Annotated in this window: 11 protein-coding genes and 1 pseudogene; 7 read left to right on the top strand and 5 right to left on the bottom strand. The window is 67.6% G+C overall.

Annotated elements, in window-relative coordinates; translation table 11 throughout:
* Positions 1-135 precede the first annotated feature (135 nt).
* Both Q4F04_RS07490 and Q4F04_RS07485 read left to right on the top strand, forming a co-directional pair.
* A complete protein-coding gene (locus Q4F04_RS07490) occupies positions 136-1,320 on the top strand; it encodes an efflux RND transporter periplasmic adaptor subunit (protein WP_303369211.1) in 1,185 nt (394 codons plus the stop codon).
* A 2-nt stretch (positions 1,321-1,322) separates the two neighbouring features.
* Positions 1,323-3,263, top strand: coding sequence for a MacB family efflux pump subunit (locus Q4F04_RS07485; protein WP_303369210.1), 1,941 nt, complete (start codon positions 1,323-1,325; stop codon positions 3,261-3,263).
* Between the two features lie 389 nt (positions 3,264-3,652).
* Here Q4F04_RS07485 and ngg read toward each other — a convergent pair whose 3' ends face one another.
* Positions 3,653-5,368: an N-acetylglutaminylglutamine synthetase gene (ngg, locus tag Q4F04_RS07480; protein WP_303369209.1), complete on the bottom strand. Its 1,716-nt coding sequence runs from the start codon at positions 5,366-5,368 to the stop codon at positions 3,653-3,655.
* Positions 5,369-5,588: 220 nt separating this feature from the next.
* On the opposite strand from ngg, the gene Q4F04_RS07475 reads away from it, so the two are divergent.
* From Q4F04_RS07475 to Q4F04_RS16005, 3 genes are read left to right on the top strand one after another with little or no spacing between them, the layout of a single operon-like run.
* On the top strand, positions 5,589-7,364 hold the full coding sequence (locus tag Q4F04_RS07475; protein WP_303369208.1) for an N-acetylglutaminylglutamine amidotransferase: 1,776 nt from the start codon (positions 5,589-5,591) through the stop codon (positions 7,362-7,364).
* 3 nt (positions 7,365-7,367) lie between these two features.
* Positions 7,368-8,540 carry an osmoprotectant NAGGN system M42 family peptidase gene (locus Q4F04_RS07470; protein WP_303369207.1) on the top strand — a complete coding sequence of 391 codons (1,173 nt, stop codon included), beginning with the start codon at positions 7,368-7,370 and terminating at the stop codon, positions 8,538-8,540.
* Between the two features lie 54 nt (positions 8,541-8,594).
* Positions 8,595-8,837 (top strand): hypothetical protein, encoded by a 243-nt coding sequence (locus Q4F04_RS16005; RefSeq protein WP_368660707.1) that lies wholly within the window; start codon positions 8,595-8,597, stop codon positions 8,835-8,837.
* A gap of 98 nt (positions 8,838-8,935) precedes the next feature.
* Here the strand turns inward: Q4F04_RS16005 and Q4F04_RS07465 are convergent, their stop codons facing one another.
* From Q4F04_RS07465 to Q4F04_RS07455, 3 genes and pseudogenes are all read right to left on the bottom strand, one after another.
* Positions 8,936-10,585 carry an SGNH/GDSL hydrolase family protein gene (locus tag Q4F04_RS07465; protein ID WP_303369206.1) on the bottom strand — a complete coding sequence of 550 codons (1,650 nt, stop codon included), beginning with the start codon at positions 10,583-10,585 and terminating at the stop codon, positions 8,936-8,938.
* 537 nt (positions 10,586-11,122) lie between these two features.
* Entirely contained in the window at positions 11,123-12,178 is a 1,056-nt protein-coding gene (locus Q4F04_RS07460) for a tectonin domain-containing protein (protein WP_303369205.1), read from the bottom strand.
* A 382-nt stretch (positions 12,179-12,560) separates the two neighbouring features.
* A pseudogene (locus Q4F04_RS07455) lies at positions 12,561-13,333 on the bottom strand (hypothetical protein); the annotation flags it as partial.
* Positions 13,334-13,670: 337 nt separating this feature from the next.
* Here Q4F04_RS07455 and Q4F04_RS07450 point away from each other — a divergent pair.
* A complete protein-coding gene (locus Q4F04_RS07450; RefSeq protein ID WP_303369204.1) occupies positions 13,671-14,663 on the top strand; it encodes an ornithine cyclodeaminase family protein in 993 nt (330 codons plus the stop codon).
* A gap of 7 nt (positions 14,664-14,670) precedes the next feature.
* On the opposite strand, the gene Q4F04_RS07445 is transcribed toward Q4F04_RS07450, so the two are convergent.
* Positions 14,671-15,627: a LysR substrate-binding domain-containing protein gene (locus tag Q4F04_RS07445; RefSeq protein WP_303369203.1), complete on the bottom strand. Its 957-nt coding sequence runs from the start codon at positions 15,625-15,627 to the stop codon at positions 14,671-14,673.
* A gap of 91 nt (positions 15,628-15,718) precedes the next feature.
* Here Q4F04_RS07445 and Q4F04_RS07440 point away from each other — a divergent pair, with 91 nt between their 5' ends.
* Positions 15,719-18,160 carry an FAD-dependent oxidoreductase gene (locus Q4F04_RS07440; protein ID WP_303369221.1) on the top strand — a complete coding sequence of 814 codons (2,442 nt, stop codon included), beginning with the start codon at positions 15,719-15,721 and terminating at the stop codon, positions 18,158-18,160.
* The last annotated feature ends 62 nt before the right edge of the window (positions 18,161-18,222 follow it).

Raw genomic sequence — 18,222 nt, 5'->3', positions numbered from 1 at the left:
CCTTCACATGGGGCCTTTTTCCTGAAGGATCGATCCTCTCGAAAGCCTGGGCGCGCCCAAAGCGCCCGTTTCCTCTCGGTTTGGGCAGGACAGGCTAGAAGGCCGCCGGAACGGCGCAGGCAAGGCAGGCAGAACATGACTTTCAGACGCTGGCTCGGCATCATCATCGTCCTCGGGCTGGTCGCCGCCTCGTGGAGCTGGTGGACCTCGCGCTCGACCGCCGCGGTGGCCGAGGCGCCCGCCACGACGCCGGTCCTGCGGCAGGACGTGCGCCAGACGGTGCTGGCCTCGGGCGTCATCGAGGCGTCGCGGCTGGTGTCGGTGGGCGCGCTGGTCAGCGGGCAGGTGCGGGCGCTGCCGGTGGAACTGGGGCAGCGGCTGAAGGCGGGCGATCTGGTCGCCCAGATCGACCCCGAGGACCAGCAGAACGACCTGCTGCGGGCCGAGGCGGCGCTGGCCCAGATCGAGGCGCAGATCGCCGCGCAGGCCGCATCCAACACCGAGGCGCGGCTGGCCTTGGACCGCAAGCGCGAACTGGCGCAGCGGGGATTGCTGACGCCGCAGGACCTTGAGGCCGCCGAGGCACAGCTTGCCGTGGCCGAGGCCAATGTGAAGGCCAGCGAGGCGTCCCGCGCCCAAGCCGAGATCGCCGTCCAGTCCGCCCGCGTGGCGCTGGAACGCACCCGCATCCTCGCCCCCGTCACCGGCACCGTGGTCGCCATCACCGTGCGCGAGGGGCAGACGATCAACGCCAACCAGTCCAGCCCGACGCTGGTCAAGATCGCCGACCTCGACACCATGGTCATCAAGGCCGAGATCTCCGAGGCCGACATCGTCCATGTCCGCCCCGGCCAGAAGGCCGGCTTCACCCTGGCGGGCGATCCGGGCCGCACCTACCGGGCCAGCCTGCGGGCGCTGGAACCCGCGCCCGCCGCCATCGCCGATGCCGACGAGATCGACACCAGCACCGCCATCTACTACCGCGCCGCGCTGGACGTCCCGAACCCCGACGGCACCCTGCGGATCGGCATGACCGCCGAGGTCACGCTGACCCTGGCCGAGGCCGAGGATGTGCTTGCCGTGCCCGGCACGGCCGTCCGCCCCACGCCCGAGGGCCGCGCCACGGTGCAGGTCCACGACCCTGCGACCGGAGAGACGCGGCCGCGCGAGGTCGAGACCGGCATCGCCTCGGCCAGCCTGACCGAGGTCCGCGCGGGGCTTGAGGAGGGCGAGCTTGTCGTCACCGGCCGCGCCGCCCAACCGCGTGGTGGCCCTGCGCCGCAGGGCGGAGGCCGCTTCGGCGGGCCGAGGCTTTTCTGACCATGGCGCCCCTGATCGAACTGAAGGGCATCCGCCGCGACTTCCCGTCCGGCGACGAGACGCTGACCGTCCTGCACGGGATCGACCTGACCATCGAGGCGGGCGAGATGGTAGCGATCATCGGCACCTCGGGCTCGGGCAAGTCGACGCTGATGAACATCCTCGGCTGCCTCGACCGTCCCAGCGCCGGGACCTACCTTTACGCCGGGCAGGACGTGGGCGCATTGTCCGCGGAAGGCCGCGCCCGGCTGCGCCGGCGGCATTTCGGCTTCATCTTCCAGCGCTACCAGCTTCTGCCGGACCTTGACGCGCTGGCCAATGTCGAGGTGCCCGCGATCTATGCAGGCCAGCCGCCGGCCGAGCGCCGCAGCCGCGCGGCGATGCTGCTGGAACGCCTCGGCCTCGGCCAGCGGATGGACCACCGGCCCCGCGCGCTGTCGGGCGGCCAGCAGCAGCGGGTGTCCGTGGCCCGCGCCCTGATGAACGGGGGCGAGGTGATCCTGGCCGACGAGCCGACCGGCGCGCTCGACAGCCGCTCGGGCGCCGAACTGCTGGATCTGCTGGGGGAACTGAACGCCGAAGGCCACACGGTCGTCATCGTCACCCATGACCGCGAGGTCGCCGCCCGCGCGGGCCGGGTGATCGAGATGCGGGACGGCCGGATCATCTCGGACAACCGCACCCGCACCCGGACAGTGGCAGGGCCACGCGGATCGGTCGGCCGCGAAGGGAACGGCATCGCGGCGCGGATCGGGCGCTTCCTCGAAGCCTTCGTGGTGGCGGTGCGGGCGCTGAACGCCCATCGCCTGCGCAGCTTCCTGACGATGCTGGGGATCATCATCGGCATCGCCTCGGTCGTGTCCGTCGTGGCGCTGGGCACCGGCAGCAAGGAACGGGTGCTGGAAAACATCTCGTCCCTGGGCACCAACACGATCACGGTTCGGCCCGGCTCGGGCTTCGGCGACCGGCGGGCGCGGGCGATCGACACGCTGGTCGCGGCGGATGCCGATGCGTTGTCGGCCGAACCTTACGCGGCCTCGGCCTCGCCCGAGATCCAGACCAGCGCCAATGTCACCTGGCGCGGGACCTCGGCCAGCGTCTCGGTGCGCGGCGTGGGGGTCGAGTATTTCGACGTCGGCGGTTTCACCGTGCTGGAAGGTCAGGCCTTCGGACCCGAGGCGCTGGCCCGCCGCAGGCAGGTCGCGGTGCTGGATACCGAAGCAGCCTTGGCCTTCTTCCCCGACCCGGCATCCGCTGTCGGTCAGGTGCTGATGGTCGGCCGCGTGCCCTTGGAGGTGATCGGCGTCACTTCGCAGACCTCGGCCGGGCCGGGGCCGTCCACGCCGCGGATCTTTGTGCCCTACACGACGGTCGCCATGCGGATCACCGGGCAGACGGTGGTGGATTCCATCTCGGTCCGCGTCCGCGACGACGCCGAGATGGCCGAGGCCGAGGCGGGGATCGAGGCCCTGCTGACCAAGCGGCACGGCAAGAAGGACTTCTTCCTGATGAACTCGGACACGATCCGGTCAAGCATCACCTCGACCACGCGGACGCTGACGATGCTGATCTCGTCCATCGCGGTCATCAGCCTGATCGTCGGCGGCATCGGAGTGATGAACATCATGCTGGTGTCGGTGACCGAACGCACGCGCGAGATCGGCGTCCGCATGGCCGTGGGCGCCCGCCGGTCCGACATCGTGGCCCAGTTCCTGACCGAAGCCGTGCTGGTCTGCCTGCTGGGCGGGCTGCTGGGCGTCGCGTTGGCCCTGGGCGGCGGCATGCTGCTGGCGCAGGTGCAGCCCGATCTGCGGCTTGTCCATTCGACGCCGGTGATCGGGCTGGCCTTCCTGTCCTCGACCCTGATCGGCATCGTCTTCGGCTTCCTGCCCGCCCGGGCCGCCGCGCGCCTCGACCCGGTCGAGGCGCTCAGCCGCGAATGACCGGCGCGCCCGAACCGCCCGTGTTCTGTTCCCACCCCAAGTCCGTGGGGATGAACACGGGTCGGTTGCGCCTCAAGGGGGCAGGGAAGACAGGCGCCTGTCCCGGGGCAGGCCACGGGACAGGCGGCATGCGTTTCGGCCCGAGCACCCTGCGAATGGAAGTCATCGCCGGTCTCGGCTTCAACCTCGACCCGCGATCCATCGCCAAGGACGGTCCGGTAAACGATTTCTGATCTGAATAGTTGCCTTTGGGGGCTTGGCAGGCTTGCAGCTTGATGCAGGTTTGGGCCTCGGTAAGTCGGCACCGCCACCTTCGGGGACGGGATCTGCACCGAGCCAGGCTGTGATGTGATCGCGGATCGGCAGCAGCCTCCGCGGCGCCCATGCCATCATGTTCCTCGGATGATGCTTGCCGGACTGTCCTGCGCTGCGCTCTCCGGCGCCGGGATCGAAAGCGGGAAGAGCAGGTCGATGAAGCGCTCGGCTGTCGGCTGGGGTTCGTGGTTGGCGAGGCCGGGGCGCTCGTTGGCCTCGATGAAGACGTAGTCGGGCTCGGAGGGGGATTTCACGATCAGGTCGATGCCGGTGACGGGAATGTCGATGGCGCGGGCGGCGCGGATGGCGGCCTCGATCAGCCGGGGATGGGTCTGGTCGGTGACGTCGTGGATCGTGCCGCCGGTGTGCAGGTTGGCGGCCTTGCGCACCATGACTTCCACCCCCTCGGGCAGGATGTCGCCGAGGGTGTGGCCGTTCTCGGCCAAGCAGGCCTCGGTCTCGGCATCGACGGGAATGATGCTTTCGCCCCCGGTGGCGGCGCTGCGGCGGCGGCTTTGGGCCGCGATCAGTTCGCGGATCGAATTCCGGCCATTGCCGACCACGCGCGGGGGACGGCGCAGGGCGGCGGCCACGACCTTGTAGTCGATCACCAGCAGGCGCAGGTCCTCGCCTTCGTGGAAGGCCTCGACCACGACATCGGCGCAATGGGCGCGGGCGCGGGCGATGGCCTCCTCGACCTGCTCGGGGGTGGAAAGGCCGACCGAGACGCCGTGGCCCTGTTCGCCGCGCGCGGGCTTCACCACGACGCGGCCCGCGTCCTTCAGGAAGGCCCGGATCGTCCCGGAGTCGGTCCCGGCGATCTGGCGCGGCACCCGCACGCCCGCGGCCTCGACGATGCGGCGGGTCACGCGCTTGTCGTCGCAGATCGACATGGCGACGGCCGAGGTGAACTCGCTCAGCGATTCCCGGCAGGCGACGGTGCGGCCGCCGTAGGTGAGCTTGAAGAACCCGCCCTCGGCGTCGATCACCTCGGTGTGGATGCCGCGGCGCAGGGCCTCCTCGACGATGATGCGGCCATAGGGGTTCAGGCCGGCGACGGGATTGCTGCCCGCATAAAGCCTTTCGTTGATGCGGTTCCGGCATTTCACCGAGAAGACCGGGATGCGGACGAAGCCAATCTTCTCGTAAAGCGCACTTGCCTCGGCATTGTCCTGCATCATCGTCAGGTCGAGATAGGCGCGGCCGAGGGCTCGGAAGCGGTCGGCCAGTTCGCGGACGAGACATTCGCCGACCTTGCCATGCGGGGCCGAGGGCGCGACCGCCAGGCTCCAGAGTGAGGCCCCGCCCGTGGCATCGCCGAAAGCCGCGACGTGATCCACGCCCATCACGGCGCCGAGGATCTCGCCGCTGTTGTTGTCCTCGGCCACGAGCAGCGTCACCGCGCCGCCACCGCCGTCGAAGCTGGCGGGCAGGGGGACCATGCCGCGGGCGGCATAGACGTTGCTGGCGCCTTGGACATCGGCCGCGTCCCTCAGGGGGCGGATGCGGAACGGAAGGCCGTCCGTGGCAAGGGGTCTGTGGCCCTCAAGGTCCAGCCGATAGCAAAGCGACGGGTCGAGAAACAGGGACTGCGGCGCGGCGGCCAGCACCATCTGCGGTTCGCTGACGTAGAAGGCGATGTCGCGCTGGCCCTCCTGCTCTGACCGAAGGGTCGAGACGAGCGTGGCCATGTCGCGGAAGGTGTTCGCAAAGATCAGCCGGCCCCATCCGCAATCCACGAAGGCATTCTCCCTCTCGCCTTGCGCCAGCCTGTCGGTTTCCTGCTGCATGAGGGGGAATCTTCTCGGCACTGCGTTCTCCGCTGGTCATGGCTGTCAGGTAGCCGCCCTCGCGGCTGTATCCTGCGAACAAGGGAGGGGGCCTCTTTGTTCCGAAAAAGGCCCCAAGAGGAACCAATCCCTGCGCTGGCCTGTTGGTTCCGCCAACGGACCCGGTGGCTGCGCGGCGGGGCCTGCCGGCGGTTGGACGTAGTGAAAGGAACCCTCACTCATGTGCGGCATCTGCGGCGAGATCCTCTTTTCCGACACACCGGCGTCGGAGCGCCGCCTGCAGGCCATGACCGAGACGATGGCCCGGCGGGGGCCGGACGGATCGGGGATCTTCCTGCGCGGCCCGGTGGGTTTCGGGCATCGCCGCCTCAAGGTGATCGACCCGACCGAGGCCGGCGCCCAGCCCTTCGTGGCCGAGGAGCTTGGTCTGTCGCTGGTCTTCAACGGCTGCATCTACAACTATCCGCAGTTGCGGCAGGAACTGCAGGGGCTGGGGCACAGCTTCCGGTCCACCTCGGATACCGAGGTCATCCTGCGGGCCTGGTCGCAATGGGGACCGGCCACGGTCGATCGGCTGATCGGGATGTTCGCATTCGCCGTGCATGACTGGAACAGCGGCTCGGTGACGCTGGTGCGCGACCGCTTCGGGATCAAGCCGCTTTATTATGCCGAGGTGCCGGGGGGCCTGCGCTTCGCCTCGACGCTGCGGGCGCTGCTGGCTGGGGGCGAGGTGGACCGCAGCATCGACCGCGTGGCGCTGCACCACTACATGACCTGGCACGCCGTGGTCCCGGCGCCGCGGACGATCCTGACGGGGGTGCGCAAGCTGCCCGCCGCGACGATTCGCACCTATGAGGCCGATGGCCGGCACAGCGACCGCGTCTTCTGGCGCCCCGACTTCACCCGCTCGGCCGAGGATGAATCCCGCCCGGCCGAGGAATGGCGCGACATGGTGCTGGAATCGCTGCGGGTCGCCGTGCGGCGGCGGATGGTGTCGGACGTGCCGGTGGGCGTGCTGCTGTCGGGGGGCGTGGACAGTTCGCTGATCGTCGGGCTTCTGGCCGAGGAAGGGCAGCGCAACCTTGCCACCTATTCCATCGGCTTCGAGGAAGCGAAAGGCGAGAAGGGCGACGAGTTCGTCTATTCCGATCTGATTGCCGCGCATTACGGCACCAATCACCACAAGATCTTCATCCCCAGTGAGGAGATGCGCGCGAACCTGCCCGGCGCCATCGCGGCCATGTCCGAACCGATGGTCTCTTATGACAACATCGGCTTCTACCTGCTGTCGCGCGAGGTCTCGAAGACGGTCAAGGTGGTGCAGTCGGGGCAGGGCGCGGACGAGGTCTTCGGCGGCTACGACTGGTATCCGCCACTGGCCGGGTCCACGGACCCCGTGGCGGATTACGCGGACGCGTTCTTCGACCGCTCGCATGACCGGCTGTCGATGCAGCTGTCGCCCGAATACATGGCGGACAGGGACGAAAGCCTGGCCTTCGTGCAGGCGCATTTCGCGCAAGCCGGGGCGGATGATCCGGTGGACAAGGCCCTGCGCCTTGATACCAACGTGATGCTGGTGGACGACCCGGTGAAGCGGGTGGACAATATGACCATGGCCTGGGGCCTTGAGGCGCGGGTGCCTTTCCTAGACCATGAGCTTGTCGAACTTGCGGGCCGCATCCCCGCGCGGCACAAGCTGGCGCAGGGCGGCAAGGGCGTGCTGAAGGAAGCGGCGCGGCTTGTCATCCCCCCTGCGGTGATCGACCGGCCCAAGGGCTATTTCCCCGTGCCCGCGCTGAAATACATCGACGGACCCTATCTCGACATGGTGCGCGACGCCCTGACCGCGCCCGCGGCACGCGAACGAGGCATCTTCCGCGAGGACTGGCTGCACCGGCTTTTCGCCGCCCCCGCCGATCACATCACCCGGCTGCGCGGTTCGGAACTGTGGCAGGCGGCGGTGCTGGAGATGTGGCTGCAGGACATCGGGGCCTGAGCGATGAGCGAGGCAACACCGCGGCTGGCCATCGACATCGACTATCTTGGGGCGCAGCTTGCCGCGCTTCTGCAGATCCCAAGCCCCACCGGCTACACCGACAGCGCGGTGCGCCATGTCTGCCGCGAGCTGGAGGCTCTGGGCGTCACCTTTGTCCTGACCCGGCGCGGGGCGATCCGGGCGCATATGAAGGGCGCGCAGCCGAAGGGTGCGCGGGCCATCGTGGGCCATGTCGATACGCTGGGGGCGCAGGTCAAGGCGCTGAAACCCAACGGGCGGTTGGAACTGGTTCCCATCGGGACATGGTCCGCGCGCTTTGCCGAGGGCGCCCGCACCACGATCTTCTGCGAGCGGGGCACCTATCGCGGAACGATCCTGCCCTTGAAGGCCTCGGGCCACACCTATGCCGACGAGATCGACACCCAGCCCGTGGGCTGGCCCCATGTAGAACTGCGCGTCGATGCCCAGGCCCAGACGCATGACGATCTCGTGCGGCTGGGCATGGATGTGGGCGACATCGTGTCGATCGACCCGCAGCCCGAGTTCCTCGAGAACGGCTTCATCGTGTCGCGGCACCTCGACAACAAGGCGGGCGTGGCGCTGATGCTGGCGGCGCTGAAGGCGATGCAGGGCGGACCCGTGCCGCCGGTGGACGTCTACTGGCTGTTCACCATCTCGGAGGAGGTGGGGCATGGCGCGGCCTCGATCCTTCTGCCCGACGTGGCCTCGCTGGTGGCGGTGGACAACGGCACCTCGGCGCCGGGGCAGAACTCGTCGGAATTCGGCGTCACCATCTCGATGGGGGACATGACGGGACCCTTCGACTATCACCTGACGCAGAAGCTGGTGAACCTGTGCCGGGCCAACGATATCCGCTATCGCAAGGACATCTTCCGCTTCTACCGCTCGGACAGCGCCTCGGCCCTTGAGGCCGGAGAGGATGTGCGCACGGCGCTGGTCACCTTCGGCGTCGATGCGAGCCATGGCTATGAGCGGATCCACATACATTCCCTGCAGTCGGTGGCGGAACTGCTGACGGCCTATGCGCTGAGCGAGGTGGAAATCGCCCGGGATTTCGAACCCGTGGGACCGCTGGAAGGGTTCACGGAACAGCCGTCCGAACCGGCAGGGCAGGCGCTGACCCCCCGCGTCCCGCCACCGGCCCGCAAGCGCTAGCTTGCTGGAAACCAGCGGCAGGGTGACCTGAATGCAGCGCAGAAGGCGGCTGTCATGAGGGGCGGAGGTGGCGCCGACCTTCTGGACGGTGGGCCGGGCATAAACACGCTCTCGGGCGGGGCGGATGCCGATGTGTTCCGGTTCCCCCAAGGCTCTGCCAGCCGCATCGGAGACTGCGAGGACGGGCTGGACCGGCGTTGCATCCAGACCGGCCTTGGCAGCACCCCTGGGGATCTCGTCATCACCGGCTCCGGGTCTCGGGCCGGCATGGCCGCGTCACCTGCGGGAGGATCGTGATCGGGTTGCTGAATGTCGGTCGCAGCCTGATCGATGCGCGACATGGACCTGCTGCCGGTCTGAAGAAGGCCTGCTGGATTTCTGCTCTGGACTCTCCTTCAGGGAAGATCGGAGCGTCCCCCTAAGGGCCTGCCGCAAGTTGCAGGAAGCTGCGACGGGACGTGCCGGATTGCCCTTTTCGGTCGAACCCGGTGCGACAGGGCAGGCCTGTCCCGGCGGGCGTCAGACCAGCCCCCAGATATCCGCCTGCTGGTACCACGCCTCGCCGGACAGGGCGGCAAGCCCGTCTCGGGACGGCCCGCGCTGTTCGTGACGATGCCCCGGATCTCCTCGATGCCCGTGATCCTGATGCCGAGAGCGGCCAACGCCTCCTGCGGGTCGCATCCGGTCAGGTCGCCGCCAAGTTCCCGCGCGGTGTCGCGGCCGAGAACGAGCCAGAGTGTGTCGAAGCCGCTGCCCCCCGCAAAGAGGTCGACGTCCTCGCCCGTTGTCCCGCCGATCAGCTCGGCCTGGGTGAACAGGAACTGATCCGCGCCGCTGCCGCCCCAGCAGCGGTCGCTGCCCAGGCCGTCGATCAGCACGTCGCGGTCCTGGCCGCCGAAGATCCGGTCCGATCCGTCCCCGCCGCTCAGGACATCGCGGCCCTGCTGGCCAGCCAGCAGGTCCTTGCCCGAGCCGCCGGACACAAGATCGTTGCCGTGCCCGGCCAGGATGCTGTCGCGTCCGCTGCCGCCGAAGGCGATGTCATCCCCGCGCCCGAGGCTGATGACGTCGTTCCCCCCCAGCCCCAGCACCAGGTCGTCGCCTCGTCCCGTCGCCGCGACGTCCCAGCCGTCCGTCAGTTCGGTGGGCTCATGTTCAAGGGCGAAGGCGGTATAGGCGCACAGGATTCCATGCGTGGCCGTGGTGGGATGCAGCGGGTTCCAGAAGGCCACCTGGTCGTCATCATACCGGGCCAGCGCATCAGGCGGGGCGGTCCTGAGCGTGAGGTTCCAGGGCGCGATCAGCCCGAAGCCCGAGGGATCGTCCAGCAAGGCGCGCGTGATCGGCTGGATGTCGAGAAGCCGCACGTCCAGTCCCTGGGCCTGAAGCGCCCCGACTTGTTGTGTCAGGGCAGCGGTATGCGCGGCCGAGAGAGCGATCGACTGTGCCGCCAGCGCGGGGTCGCCCATCCTCAGGGCAGGAAAGAAAAGCGGCACCGGCAGGGTGGAAATGACCACTTCTCCCATGCCAAGGCCGAGCAGATCGGTCGCGGCCGACAGCGTGCTCTGGACTGCTGCTGCTACAACGGCCGGACCGTCAGAGGGGCTTGCGATGTTGAGGAAGTCGTTGCTTCCGACAAGGATGAACCCGGTCGCGTCCCCAAGCGGAGTGCCGGACACACCGGCGGCAAAGCGGGCGACCTGCGCGCCGAGATTGATGTCCAGATCCAGCCGGGGATCGGTTTCGGGCACAAGCAGGGCGCCTGTGAAGCCCCGCCCGGCAAAGAAATCCCCCAGGCGCTGGGTGCCTGCCGCCTCGGCCCCTGCAAGGGCATGGTTCCGGCCCTGCGGCACCCCGAGCAGGTCATCGACATACTCGGCGTAAGTCGGCCCGTTGCTGAGCCTGCCACCCGTCCCGACATAGGAAAGGAGGGCGGGTTCGCTTACAAGATCCCTGCCCAGTCCGAACAGGTTGCCGCTGTCGGTGAGGCTGTCCCCGAAGAAATGGACCGGCCCGGTCACGCGCGAAGAGGTTGAAGCATTCATGGCGGCTTTATCCTGCGATGAGGTTGCCTGACCGAAGCGCGGCATGCAGGACGGCCTGCCAGGACCGGCGGCAACGATCCGTCATTCCGGGCAGGGAGGAGGACGCATGACCGGCGCTCCGCTTGCCCGAAGGCAGGAACGAACATAGCCCGGAATCCCCTAGCTCCCAAGCCTGATTATCCTTGCAGACCGCAGGCGGAAGACCGGAAAGCGCGCATCGCGGGTCTGTCTTGCCGGACCGGAGGTGTTTCTGCGGATGCCGGGGTCTTGGGCGAGAAGGTTGCCTATGCGCGCGCGGGTTCGATCCCGTTGCAGCGCTTGCCATATCCGACAGACCGAGCACGAGACTTTCTCCCCGGAAGGCAGAGGGTGATGCCTTGTCTTTCACGGCCTCTTTGCACCGGTCGCCATCATCGCCCGGTCTGCCGGCCATCCTTATGCCGAGGGCAAACCTTCCAGCAGGGCGGCGTCACCAGCGTGGCCGCTGAGCCGTCCTGCACTCATGACCCGGATCGGCCGCCCGCCGGCCGCCGCGGGTCAGCGATGCCAGAGCGTGCCGTTCGCGCCCACGGCCCAGACACGGTTCTGCGGGCCCGCCGCGATGGATTCGAAGCCGTTCGCCTCGACCTGCTCGAAACTGGTTCCGTCACGTGTGAACCAGATCGTTCCGTTGCGCCCCGCAAGCCAGACCGTCCCGTCGCCTGCTGCGGCCACGTCACCCATGTCGCTTGCGGGTGTCTGGGTCCATTGCCCGCCGTCGAGGCGCCAGAGCGTGCCATTGGTCCCCACCGCCCAGACCGTGCCGTCCAGGCCGACCGCCAGGCGACGGAAGCCGCTGGCCTCGACACGGGTGAAGTTCTGCCCGTCGGTGGAGTTCCAGATCGTCTCGTTCAGCCCGGCAAGCCAGAGGCGGCCGTCGGGGCCGACCGCGACATCCGCCATGTTGCTTGCGGGCGTCTGCACCCAGCTTCCGTTCGCCCGGTGCCACAGGCTGCCGTTCCCCCCGACAGCCCAGAGGCTGCCATCCGGCGCGGCGGCAACCCTGGCAAAGCCGCTGGCGTCGATCCGGTTGAAGTTCCGGCCATCCGCCGAATTCCACACGGACCCGTTTCGCCCCGCCAGCCAGATCGTCCCGTCAGGGGCGACGGTCACGTCCCCGATCCCGCTTGCGGGCGTCTGGGTCCAGGCCCCGAGCTGGAGGGGCTGGCCGGTGGTGCCGGTCGTCTCGGCCACGAATATCAGCCTGCCCTTGTCCGCGCCGCGGAATTGGGTGACACGGATCATGTGCTCGCCGGTCATGCGCGCCATGACCGTGCCGGTTCCGGCCTGATCCCATCCCGCACCATTGCGGCCGTGATCCTCATGCACGGTGCAGGTAACGGCAAGGGGCGGGAAACCGCGCCGGCTCAAGGTCCGGTTGATCGTGACGGCTTCCCTGGCGTTCCCGGCGACCATGCTGAAGAACCCGGCCTGCTGCTGGTTGCAGTTGGCCGCCATCGGCGTGAGCGACAGGCGCGCATCGGCCTGTGCCGCGGGCGCGAGAGCGCAAAGACCGAAGATGAAGGCATGAAACATCCATTTGCGCATCATCATCTCCATGAAGGAAAGGGCGTGCAGGCCAGGAGGGTCGGGCAGGATGCCTTCCTGCCGTCCCCTTGGCATGCCGTGGTGGAGGACCTCCGGGCCGACCACCGGCCGGGGGGCAGGCATGATCCCGGATGTACCGGGTCGAAGCCCGGTGCGGGGATGCCTTGCCTGCGCCGCGAAGACTCATGGGACACTCTCCATCGAGAGCCGGCAAGGTGAGGATACAACGGATCAGACCTGACTCAAAGGGCTGCGTGATGCCCGCGGGGCCAGGGCCTCCCCCCCGGCGCAAATGTTTTTTCCTCGGCCGGGTCTGCCATTTGCCTGACAGGCGCAACGCGGAAGGGTGCCCGGATGATCCCCGGCGCATCAGGTTCAGGGCGTATGGCCAGAACATGGCGGTTGCGGCGAGCGGAATGGCGAGCAGCAAGACCTTCGGGCATCTGTAACGCGTGGCGATGCGCCGCCAGTCTTTCAGACGGCCGGACATGATCCGATCCGGTTGTGGCGCTTGTCCTGCCGGACAGGCTTTCCGAGGGCCTCCTGCCAGGAATGCAGGCGTTGATCCCCTTGTTCTGCAGGGCTTGGCGGACCTAGTCGGCATCGTGGCCCCGATCGGCAGGCAACCACGCTGCCAAAGGCAGGCTGCTCATCAGGGCAGACGCGTCCGTGGAGGCGCTGACCTGACCGATGATCAGGAAAAAAACGGGTCGGACGTCGTGCGGCAGCGGTGACGGCATGCAGCCTGATGTTCATGCCGCCCGTTCCCGGGAAAACAATCTCGGGGATCGTTTTCTGCATCTGGAACTCCGCCCGATCAGCCGTCCACGCCCCCCTTTTCTCAGCCACAGGCTGGACGCCGTGGAAGGGGTATTGAGACAGACCGCATCGATCATGATCGTCTTCTTGTCGGCGCCGTCCCTTGGCCAGCCTTGCCATGATCCGGGGCGAAGACCCCTCCCCTTGCCGCTCAGCCGCCTTCGCCGCACTACGGTCCCCCGGCGCGTCCCGCCGCTGCAACCCGGTGCGAGTGACGAAGATCATCCCGCGCAGCACATGGCGATCATCGGCGCGGGGCTTGCCATGGCTCTGGGAGAGCGAGGCGGATCAGGAAACAACCCGGTGGACTGTTTTCCTGGCGGCCGGCCGCAGGCGATCCATCCGCGCCCTGATCAGCTAGGACAGCTTGTTCATCGATCAGCCCCCCGGCGGGGGCTGAAGCATCACCGCACAGGAAAATCATCGGGTCCTGACCCCGAGCACGTCGCTCAGCCGGGGATGTCCGCTTGTTCTGTCCCTCCTGTCCTCAAGGCCCGAGGCATTCGGCGGCCAAGGCCTCAGGCGCCTTTAGGGGTCCCGTCTCCAGCCACGCCTCGCCGATGAATGGGACAGATGCGTGAAGGCCTTTTCTCTCTGCGGCCAGCGCATCCTTGACCTCTCGCGGCCAGCATCATGTTCCGGCTATGAAGCGTGACAAGGCGTTTTCGGGGGAAAGACCATGCTTCCACGGCTTCTGACCTATGACGGATGCAGGCATCTGCTGAGCTGGCCGGGAGCGATCGACGCTTTGCGTGCGGGGCACCGGCTGCCCCGTCCCGAGCAGGGAGACGTGCTTCTCGGCAGCGACGAGGGCCAGCTTCTGAACCGCGCTGCCTGGATCGAGGGACTTGGCTTCGCAATCAAGGGCGACAGCGTGTTCCCCGCGAACGCGCGGGCAGGAATGCCCTCGATCCAGGGCGCGGTGCTGCTTTATGATCACCGCCACGGCGCCGTGCGGGCGGTCATCGAAAGCAGGCTTGTTACCCAGTACAAGACAGTCGCGGACTCGGTCCTGGGGGCGCAGTGTCTTGCGCGCCTCGACAGCCGCCACCTGGTCATCATCGGCGCCGGGATGGTCGCATCTACCCTCGCGCAAGCCTATGCCGCGATGTTCCCGGACCTTGAGCGCATCTCGATCTGGTCCCGGCGGCCCGAGCAGGCGCATGCCCTCGCCGTGACGCTCGGCAACCTCGGGGCCGCGGTTGCAGCCGTCGCCGATCTGCCCGAAGCGCTGCGGACGGCGGACATCGTCTCGGCCGCCACCATGGCGCGGGAGCCTGTCCTGCTGGGAAAATGGGTTCGGCCCGGCACGCATGTGGACCTGGTCGGGGCCTTCACGCCGGAAATGCGCGAAGCGGATGACGATCTGATCGCGGCGTCGCTGGTTTATGTCGATTACATCGACACGGTCGTGGACCGGATCGGAGAGTTGATGCAGCCGATCCGATCCGGCGCCATCACCCGCGGGCATGTTCGTGGCGACCTTTACGACCTGGTCGCGGCCAACGGTTCCAGCCGCCAGACCGCCGACCAGATCACCCTGTTCAAGAACGGCGGCGGCGCGCATCTGGACCTGATGATCGCCGATTACGTCCTGAATGCCGTGACGGCAGCCCAGGCGGCGGCTGAGCCCGGGCAGGACGGGGCGCAGCCTCGCCGCCCGGGTGGCTGAGCCGAGGTCAGGCGGGCCGAGGGCGCGGATCGAAGCAGGTCCGGTTGCCGGCGATGTCGCGCTGCATCCGGTCGAGTATCCAAGTGACGAATTTCTGCGTCGCAGAGGACAGCGGCTTTCGCCCCGGGGCGATCAGGTGGATCGACTTTCCCGTGCAGTAGCCGAGGTCGCCGACGCGCCCCAGGGCGCCCGACTGGATCTGGTCCATGACGAGGTGCACCCAGCCCAGCGCGACCCCTTGCCCCAAGGCCGCCGCGCCGATCGAATTCAGCGCGTCGCTGAAGACAAAGGTCTCGCTGACCATGTCGCAGGGCAGCCGGTTTGCCGTCAGCCACTCGTGCCAGCCGCAGCGCACCCTGTTCTTCTCGCGGACATGGATCAGCTTCAGATCCTGCATGTCGCGGGCCGGCAGATCCGCGCAATGCCGCTCGATGTAGGACGGGGCCGCCACGGGAAAGATGAGTTCGGGGGTCAGCGGCCAGGCGTGCAGGTCGTTCCAGCCCCCGTCGCCCAGCCGCGCCGACAGATCTATGCCGTTGGTGAACAGGTCCATGTCGTCATAGGTGCTTTCCTCCAGGGACAGCCTGATCTCGGGATGAAGCTCGCTGAACTCGCTCAGCCGGGGCAGCAGCCACAATTGCAGGAACGAGGCCGAGAAGGTTGCGCGCACGACCTCGTGCCGGTCGGTGCGCCGCATTGAGGTGATCGCGGCATGAAGCGCGTCAAAGGCGCTTTCGGTTTCATGGTAAAGGCGCTTGCCTTCGGGCGTGAGTTCCAGCCGCGTATGGTTGCGGTGGAACAGCTTGAACCCCAGCGCGGCCTCGAATTGTCGGATCGTCTTGCTGACCGCGGGCTGCGAGACGTTCAGTTCGGCCGCGGCGGCCGTGAAGCTGCCGCGCCGAGCGGCGGCCTCGAATGTGAACAGGTAGTTGGCGGAAGGGAGATAGGCTCTGACCCGGTGCATAACCTCAGGTTATGCGGACCGGAACCCGTAAGCAACTGCACCAGCGCGGCCCGTCGGCCTAGCCTTCCCGGCAAGAAGATGTGAGGTGCAGATGCAGAACCATGCGCGCGCGGTAGTGATCGGAGGCGGCTGCGTCGGTGCCGGCATCCTTTATGGCCTGACCAGGCGGGGATGGGCCGACGTTGTCCTGCTTGAGCGGACGCAACTGACCGCTGGATCAACCTGGCACGCTGCCGGCCTGATCCCCAGCTATGCGCGCGATCGCTCGATCGGGATCATGATCCAGAAGTCGATCGAGATCTACGAGGGGCTGGAGGCCGAGACCGGCATGCCTGTCGGCTGGCACAAATGCGGTCAGTTGCGGCTCGCCAAGTCGGCCGAGCGGCTGGACGAATACCGCAGCTACATGGATGTCCACCACAGCCAAGGCATCCGCGCAGAGCTGCTGGACGCACGGCGGGTCAAGGAACTCTGGCCGCTGCTGCGCGACGACGAGGAGATGCTGGGCGCGCTCTACCACCCGGACGACGGGCATATCGCCCCGGCCGACGTGACCATGGCGATGGCGCGGGGGGCGCGCGACCGCGGCGCGAAGATCCATCAGAACACCGAGGTCAGGTCGGTCAGCCGCACCGCCTCGGGCGAATGGAAGGTCGTGACCAGCCAGGGCGAGATCCTGTGCGAGCACGTGATCTGCGCCACGGGCAACTATGCGCGCCAGACCGGCGCCATGTTCGGGCTGGAGATCCCGGCGATCCCGATCATCCACCAGTACTGGATCACCGAGGCGGTGAACGAGATCCGGCAGCGCAAGCAGGCCGGCCTGCCCGAGATGCCGATCCTGCGCGACGAGCGCTTCGAGGGCTACCTGCGCGAGGAAGGCGACGGGCTGATGTTCGGCCCCTACGAGCGGACCGAGCATCTGCAACTGTTCGCCGAGGACGGCGTGCCGGAATGGTTCGGCGCCGACCTGATGGAGGAGGATTTCGATTCCGTCTCGGACAACTGGGAAGCCGCGATCGAAAGCGTCCCCGTGCTGGGCCAGGTGGGGATCAAGGCCAATGTCCGCGGACCCTTCCAGATGACCCCGGACGAATTGCCGCTGATGGGCAAGGCCTGGGGCGCGCCCAACCTGTGGCTGGCCGAAGGCGTGCCCGGCGGCATCCTCTGGGGCGGGGCCATCGGCTACTATCTGTCCCAGCAGATCGTCGAGGGCGGCAACGAGATCGACACCTCCGTGCTGGAGCCGCGCCGCTTCGGCGACCATGCCAACAAGAACTGGACAAAGCCCAAGGTCCGCGAGGCCTGGGGCACCCATGCCGAGCAGCATTTCCCCGGCGAGGACCGCCCGGCCGCCCGCCCGGCCAAGACCGCGCCCTCCTATGATTTCTTGGACCGCAATGGCGCGGTCTGGGGCGTCCTGAACGGCTGGGAACACCCGAACTGGTTCGCCCCCGAGGGCGTCGAGCAGAAGAACCAGTACAGCTGGCGCTGGACCGAGAAAGGGCGCCATGTCGGACAGGAGGTCAGGGCGGTGCGCGAGGCTGCCGGCATGGTCGAGATGACCTTCATGACCAAGTTCGATGTGTCCGGTCCGGGTGCCGCGGCCTGGCTGGACGGCATCCTCGCCAACAAGCTGCCCAAGGTCGGCCGCGCGAATCTCAGCCACATGCTGACGGATCGCGGCACGGTGCTGGCGGAATATGTCGTGGCCCGGCTGGAAGACGACCTGTTCTTCCTGGTGGGCACGCCTTCGGCCGAACGCTACTATTTCGATGAGCTGGCGCGGCGGCTGCCTTCGGACGGATCGGTCACGCTGCGCAATGTCAGCAACGAACGGGCGGGCCTTGCCGTCGTCGGGCCGAAGGCGCGCGAGATCCTCGCCCCCCTGACCGGGCAGGGGCTGGAGAATGCCGACTTCCCGTGGTTCGGCGTGCGGAACGTCAATCTCGGCCTTGCCAGCGACGTGCGGATGCTGCGCGTCAACTACGAGGGCGAACTGGGCTGGGAAATCTATTGCCCGATCCAGTACCAGCGCGGGTTGATCGAGCTGATCCACGCGGAAGGCCAGAAGCACGGCATGCGGCTGGTCGGCACGCAGGCGCTGGAATCGCTGCGGCTGGAAAAGTCCTACCGCTCGATGTTCCGCGACATGAACGGGGAACTGACGGCCTGGGAAAGCTCGCTCGACCGTTTCATCGCGATGGACAAGGGCGATTTCACCGGCCGCGCGGCACTGGAGGCCGCCAGGGCTGCCGGTATCGCGCAGCGCAGCGTCACGGTCAGCATCCCGGCGGAAGACGGAAGCGTCTGGGGCGGCGAAAGCCTGTTCCACGAGGGCCGGCTGGTTGGCCGCCTGACCTCTGGCGGTCATTCCTACACCTTCGGCCATGACATCGGTATCGCGCTGGTCCCGGTCGAACTGGCCAAGATCGGGCAGAGCTTCGACCTGACGGTGCTTGGGGCACCGCGCAAGGCCACGCTGATTGATGAAAGCCCCTACGACCCCACGTCCGCGCGGGCGCGGGTGTGACAATCCGGATACGAGAGGGAGTGGACCGATGAAGGTTCTTGTGCCTGTGAAGCGGGTGATCG

It is taken from the genome of Paracoccus sp. (in: a-proteobacteria), from assembly GCF_030536915.1.
GTDB lineage: Bacteria > Pseudomonadota > Alphaproteobacteria > Rhodobacterales > Rhodobacteraceae > Paracoccus.
Note: the sequence above shows the minus strand (reverse complement) of the source record. Positions and strands in the feature narration are given on the sequence as shown.

Excerpts from the sequence above, each read along its gene's own strand:
- Q4F04_RS07490 (WP_303369211.1), top strand. The coding sequence starts at position 136 with ATGACTTTCAGACGCTGGCTCGGCATCATCATCGTCCTCGGGCTGGTC.
- Q4F04_RS07485 (WP_303369210.1), top strand. The coding sequence starts at position 1,323 with ATGGCGCCCCTGATCGAACTGAAGGGCATCCGCCGCGACTTCCCGTCC.
- ngg (WP_303369209.1), bottom strand. The coding sequence starts at position 5,368 with ATGCAGCAGGAAACCGACAGGCTGGCGCAAGGCGAGAGGGAGAATGCC.
- Q4F04_RS07475 (WP_303369208.1), top strand. The coding sequence starts at position 5,589 with ATGTGCGGCATCTGCGGCGAGATCCTCTTTTCCGACACACCGGCGTCG.
- Q4F04_RS07470 (WP_303369207.1), top strand. The coding sequence starts at position 7,368 with ATGAGCGAGGCAACACCGCGGCTGGCCATCGACATCGACTATCTTGGG.
- Q4F04_RS16005 (WP_368660707.1), top strand. The coding sequence starts at position 8,595 with ATGAGGGGCGGAGGTGGCGCCGACCTTCTGGACGGTGGGCCGGGCATA.
- Q4F04_RS07465 (WP_303369206.1), bottom strand. The coding sequence starts at position 10,585 with ATGAATGCTTCAACCTCTTCGCGCGTGACCGGGCCGGTCCATTTCTTC.
- Q4F04_RS07460 (WP_303369205.1), bottom strand. The coding sequence starts at position 12,178 with ATGATGATGCGCAAATGGATGTTTCATGCCTTCATCTTCGGTCTTTGC.
- Q4F04_RS07450 (WP_303369204.1), top strand. The coding sequence starts at position 13,671 with ATGCTTCCACGGCTTCTGACCTATGACGGATGCAGGCATCTGCTGAGC.
- Q4F04_RS07445 (WP_303369203.1), bottom strand. The coding sequence starts at position 15,627 with ATGCACCGGGTCAGAGCCTATCTCCCTTCCGCCAACTACCTGTTCACA.
- Q4F04_RS07440 (WP_303369221.1), top strand. The coding sequence starts at position 15,719 with ATGCAGAACCATGCGCGCGCGGTAGTGATCGGAGGCGGCTGCGTCGGT.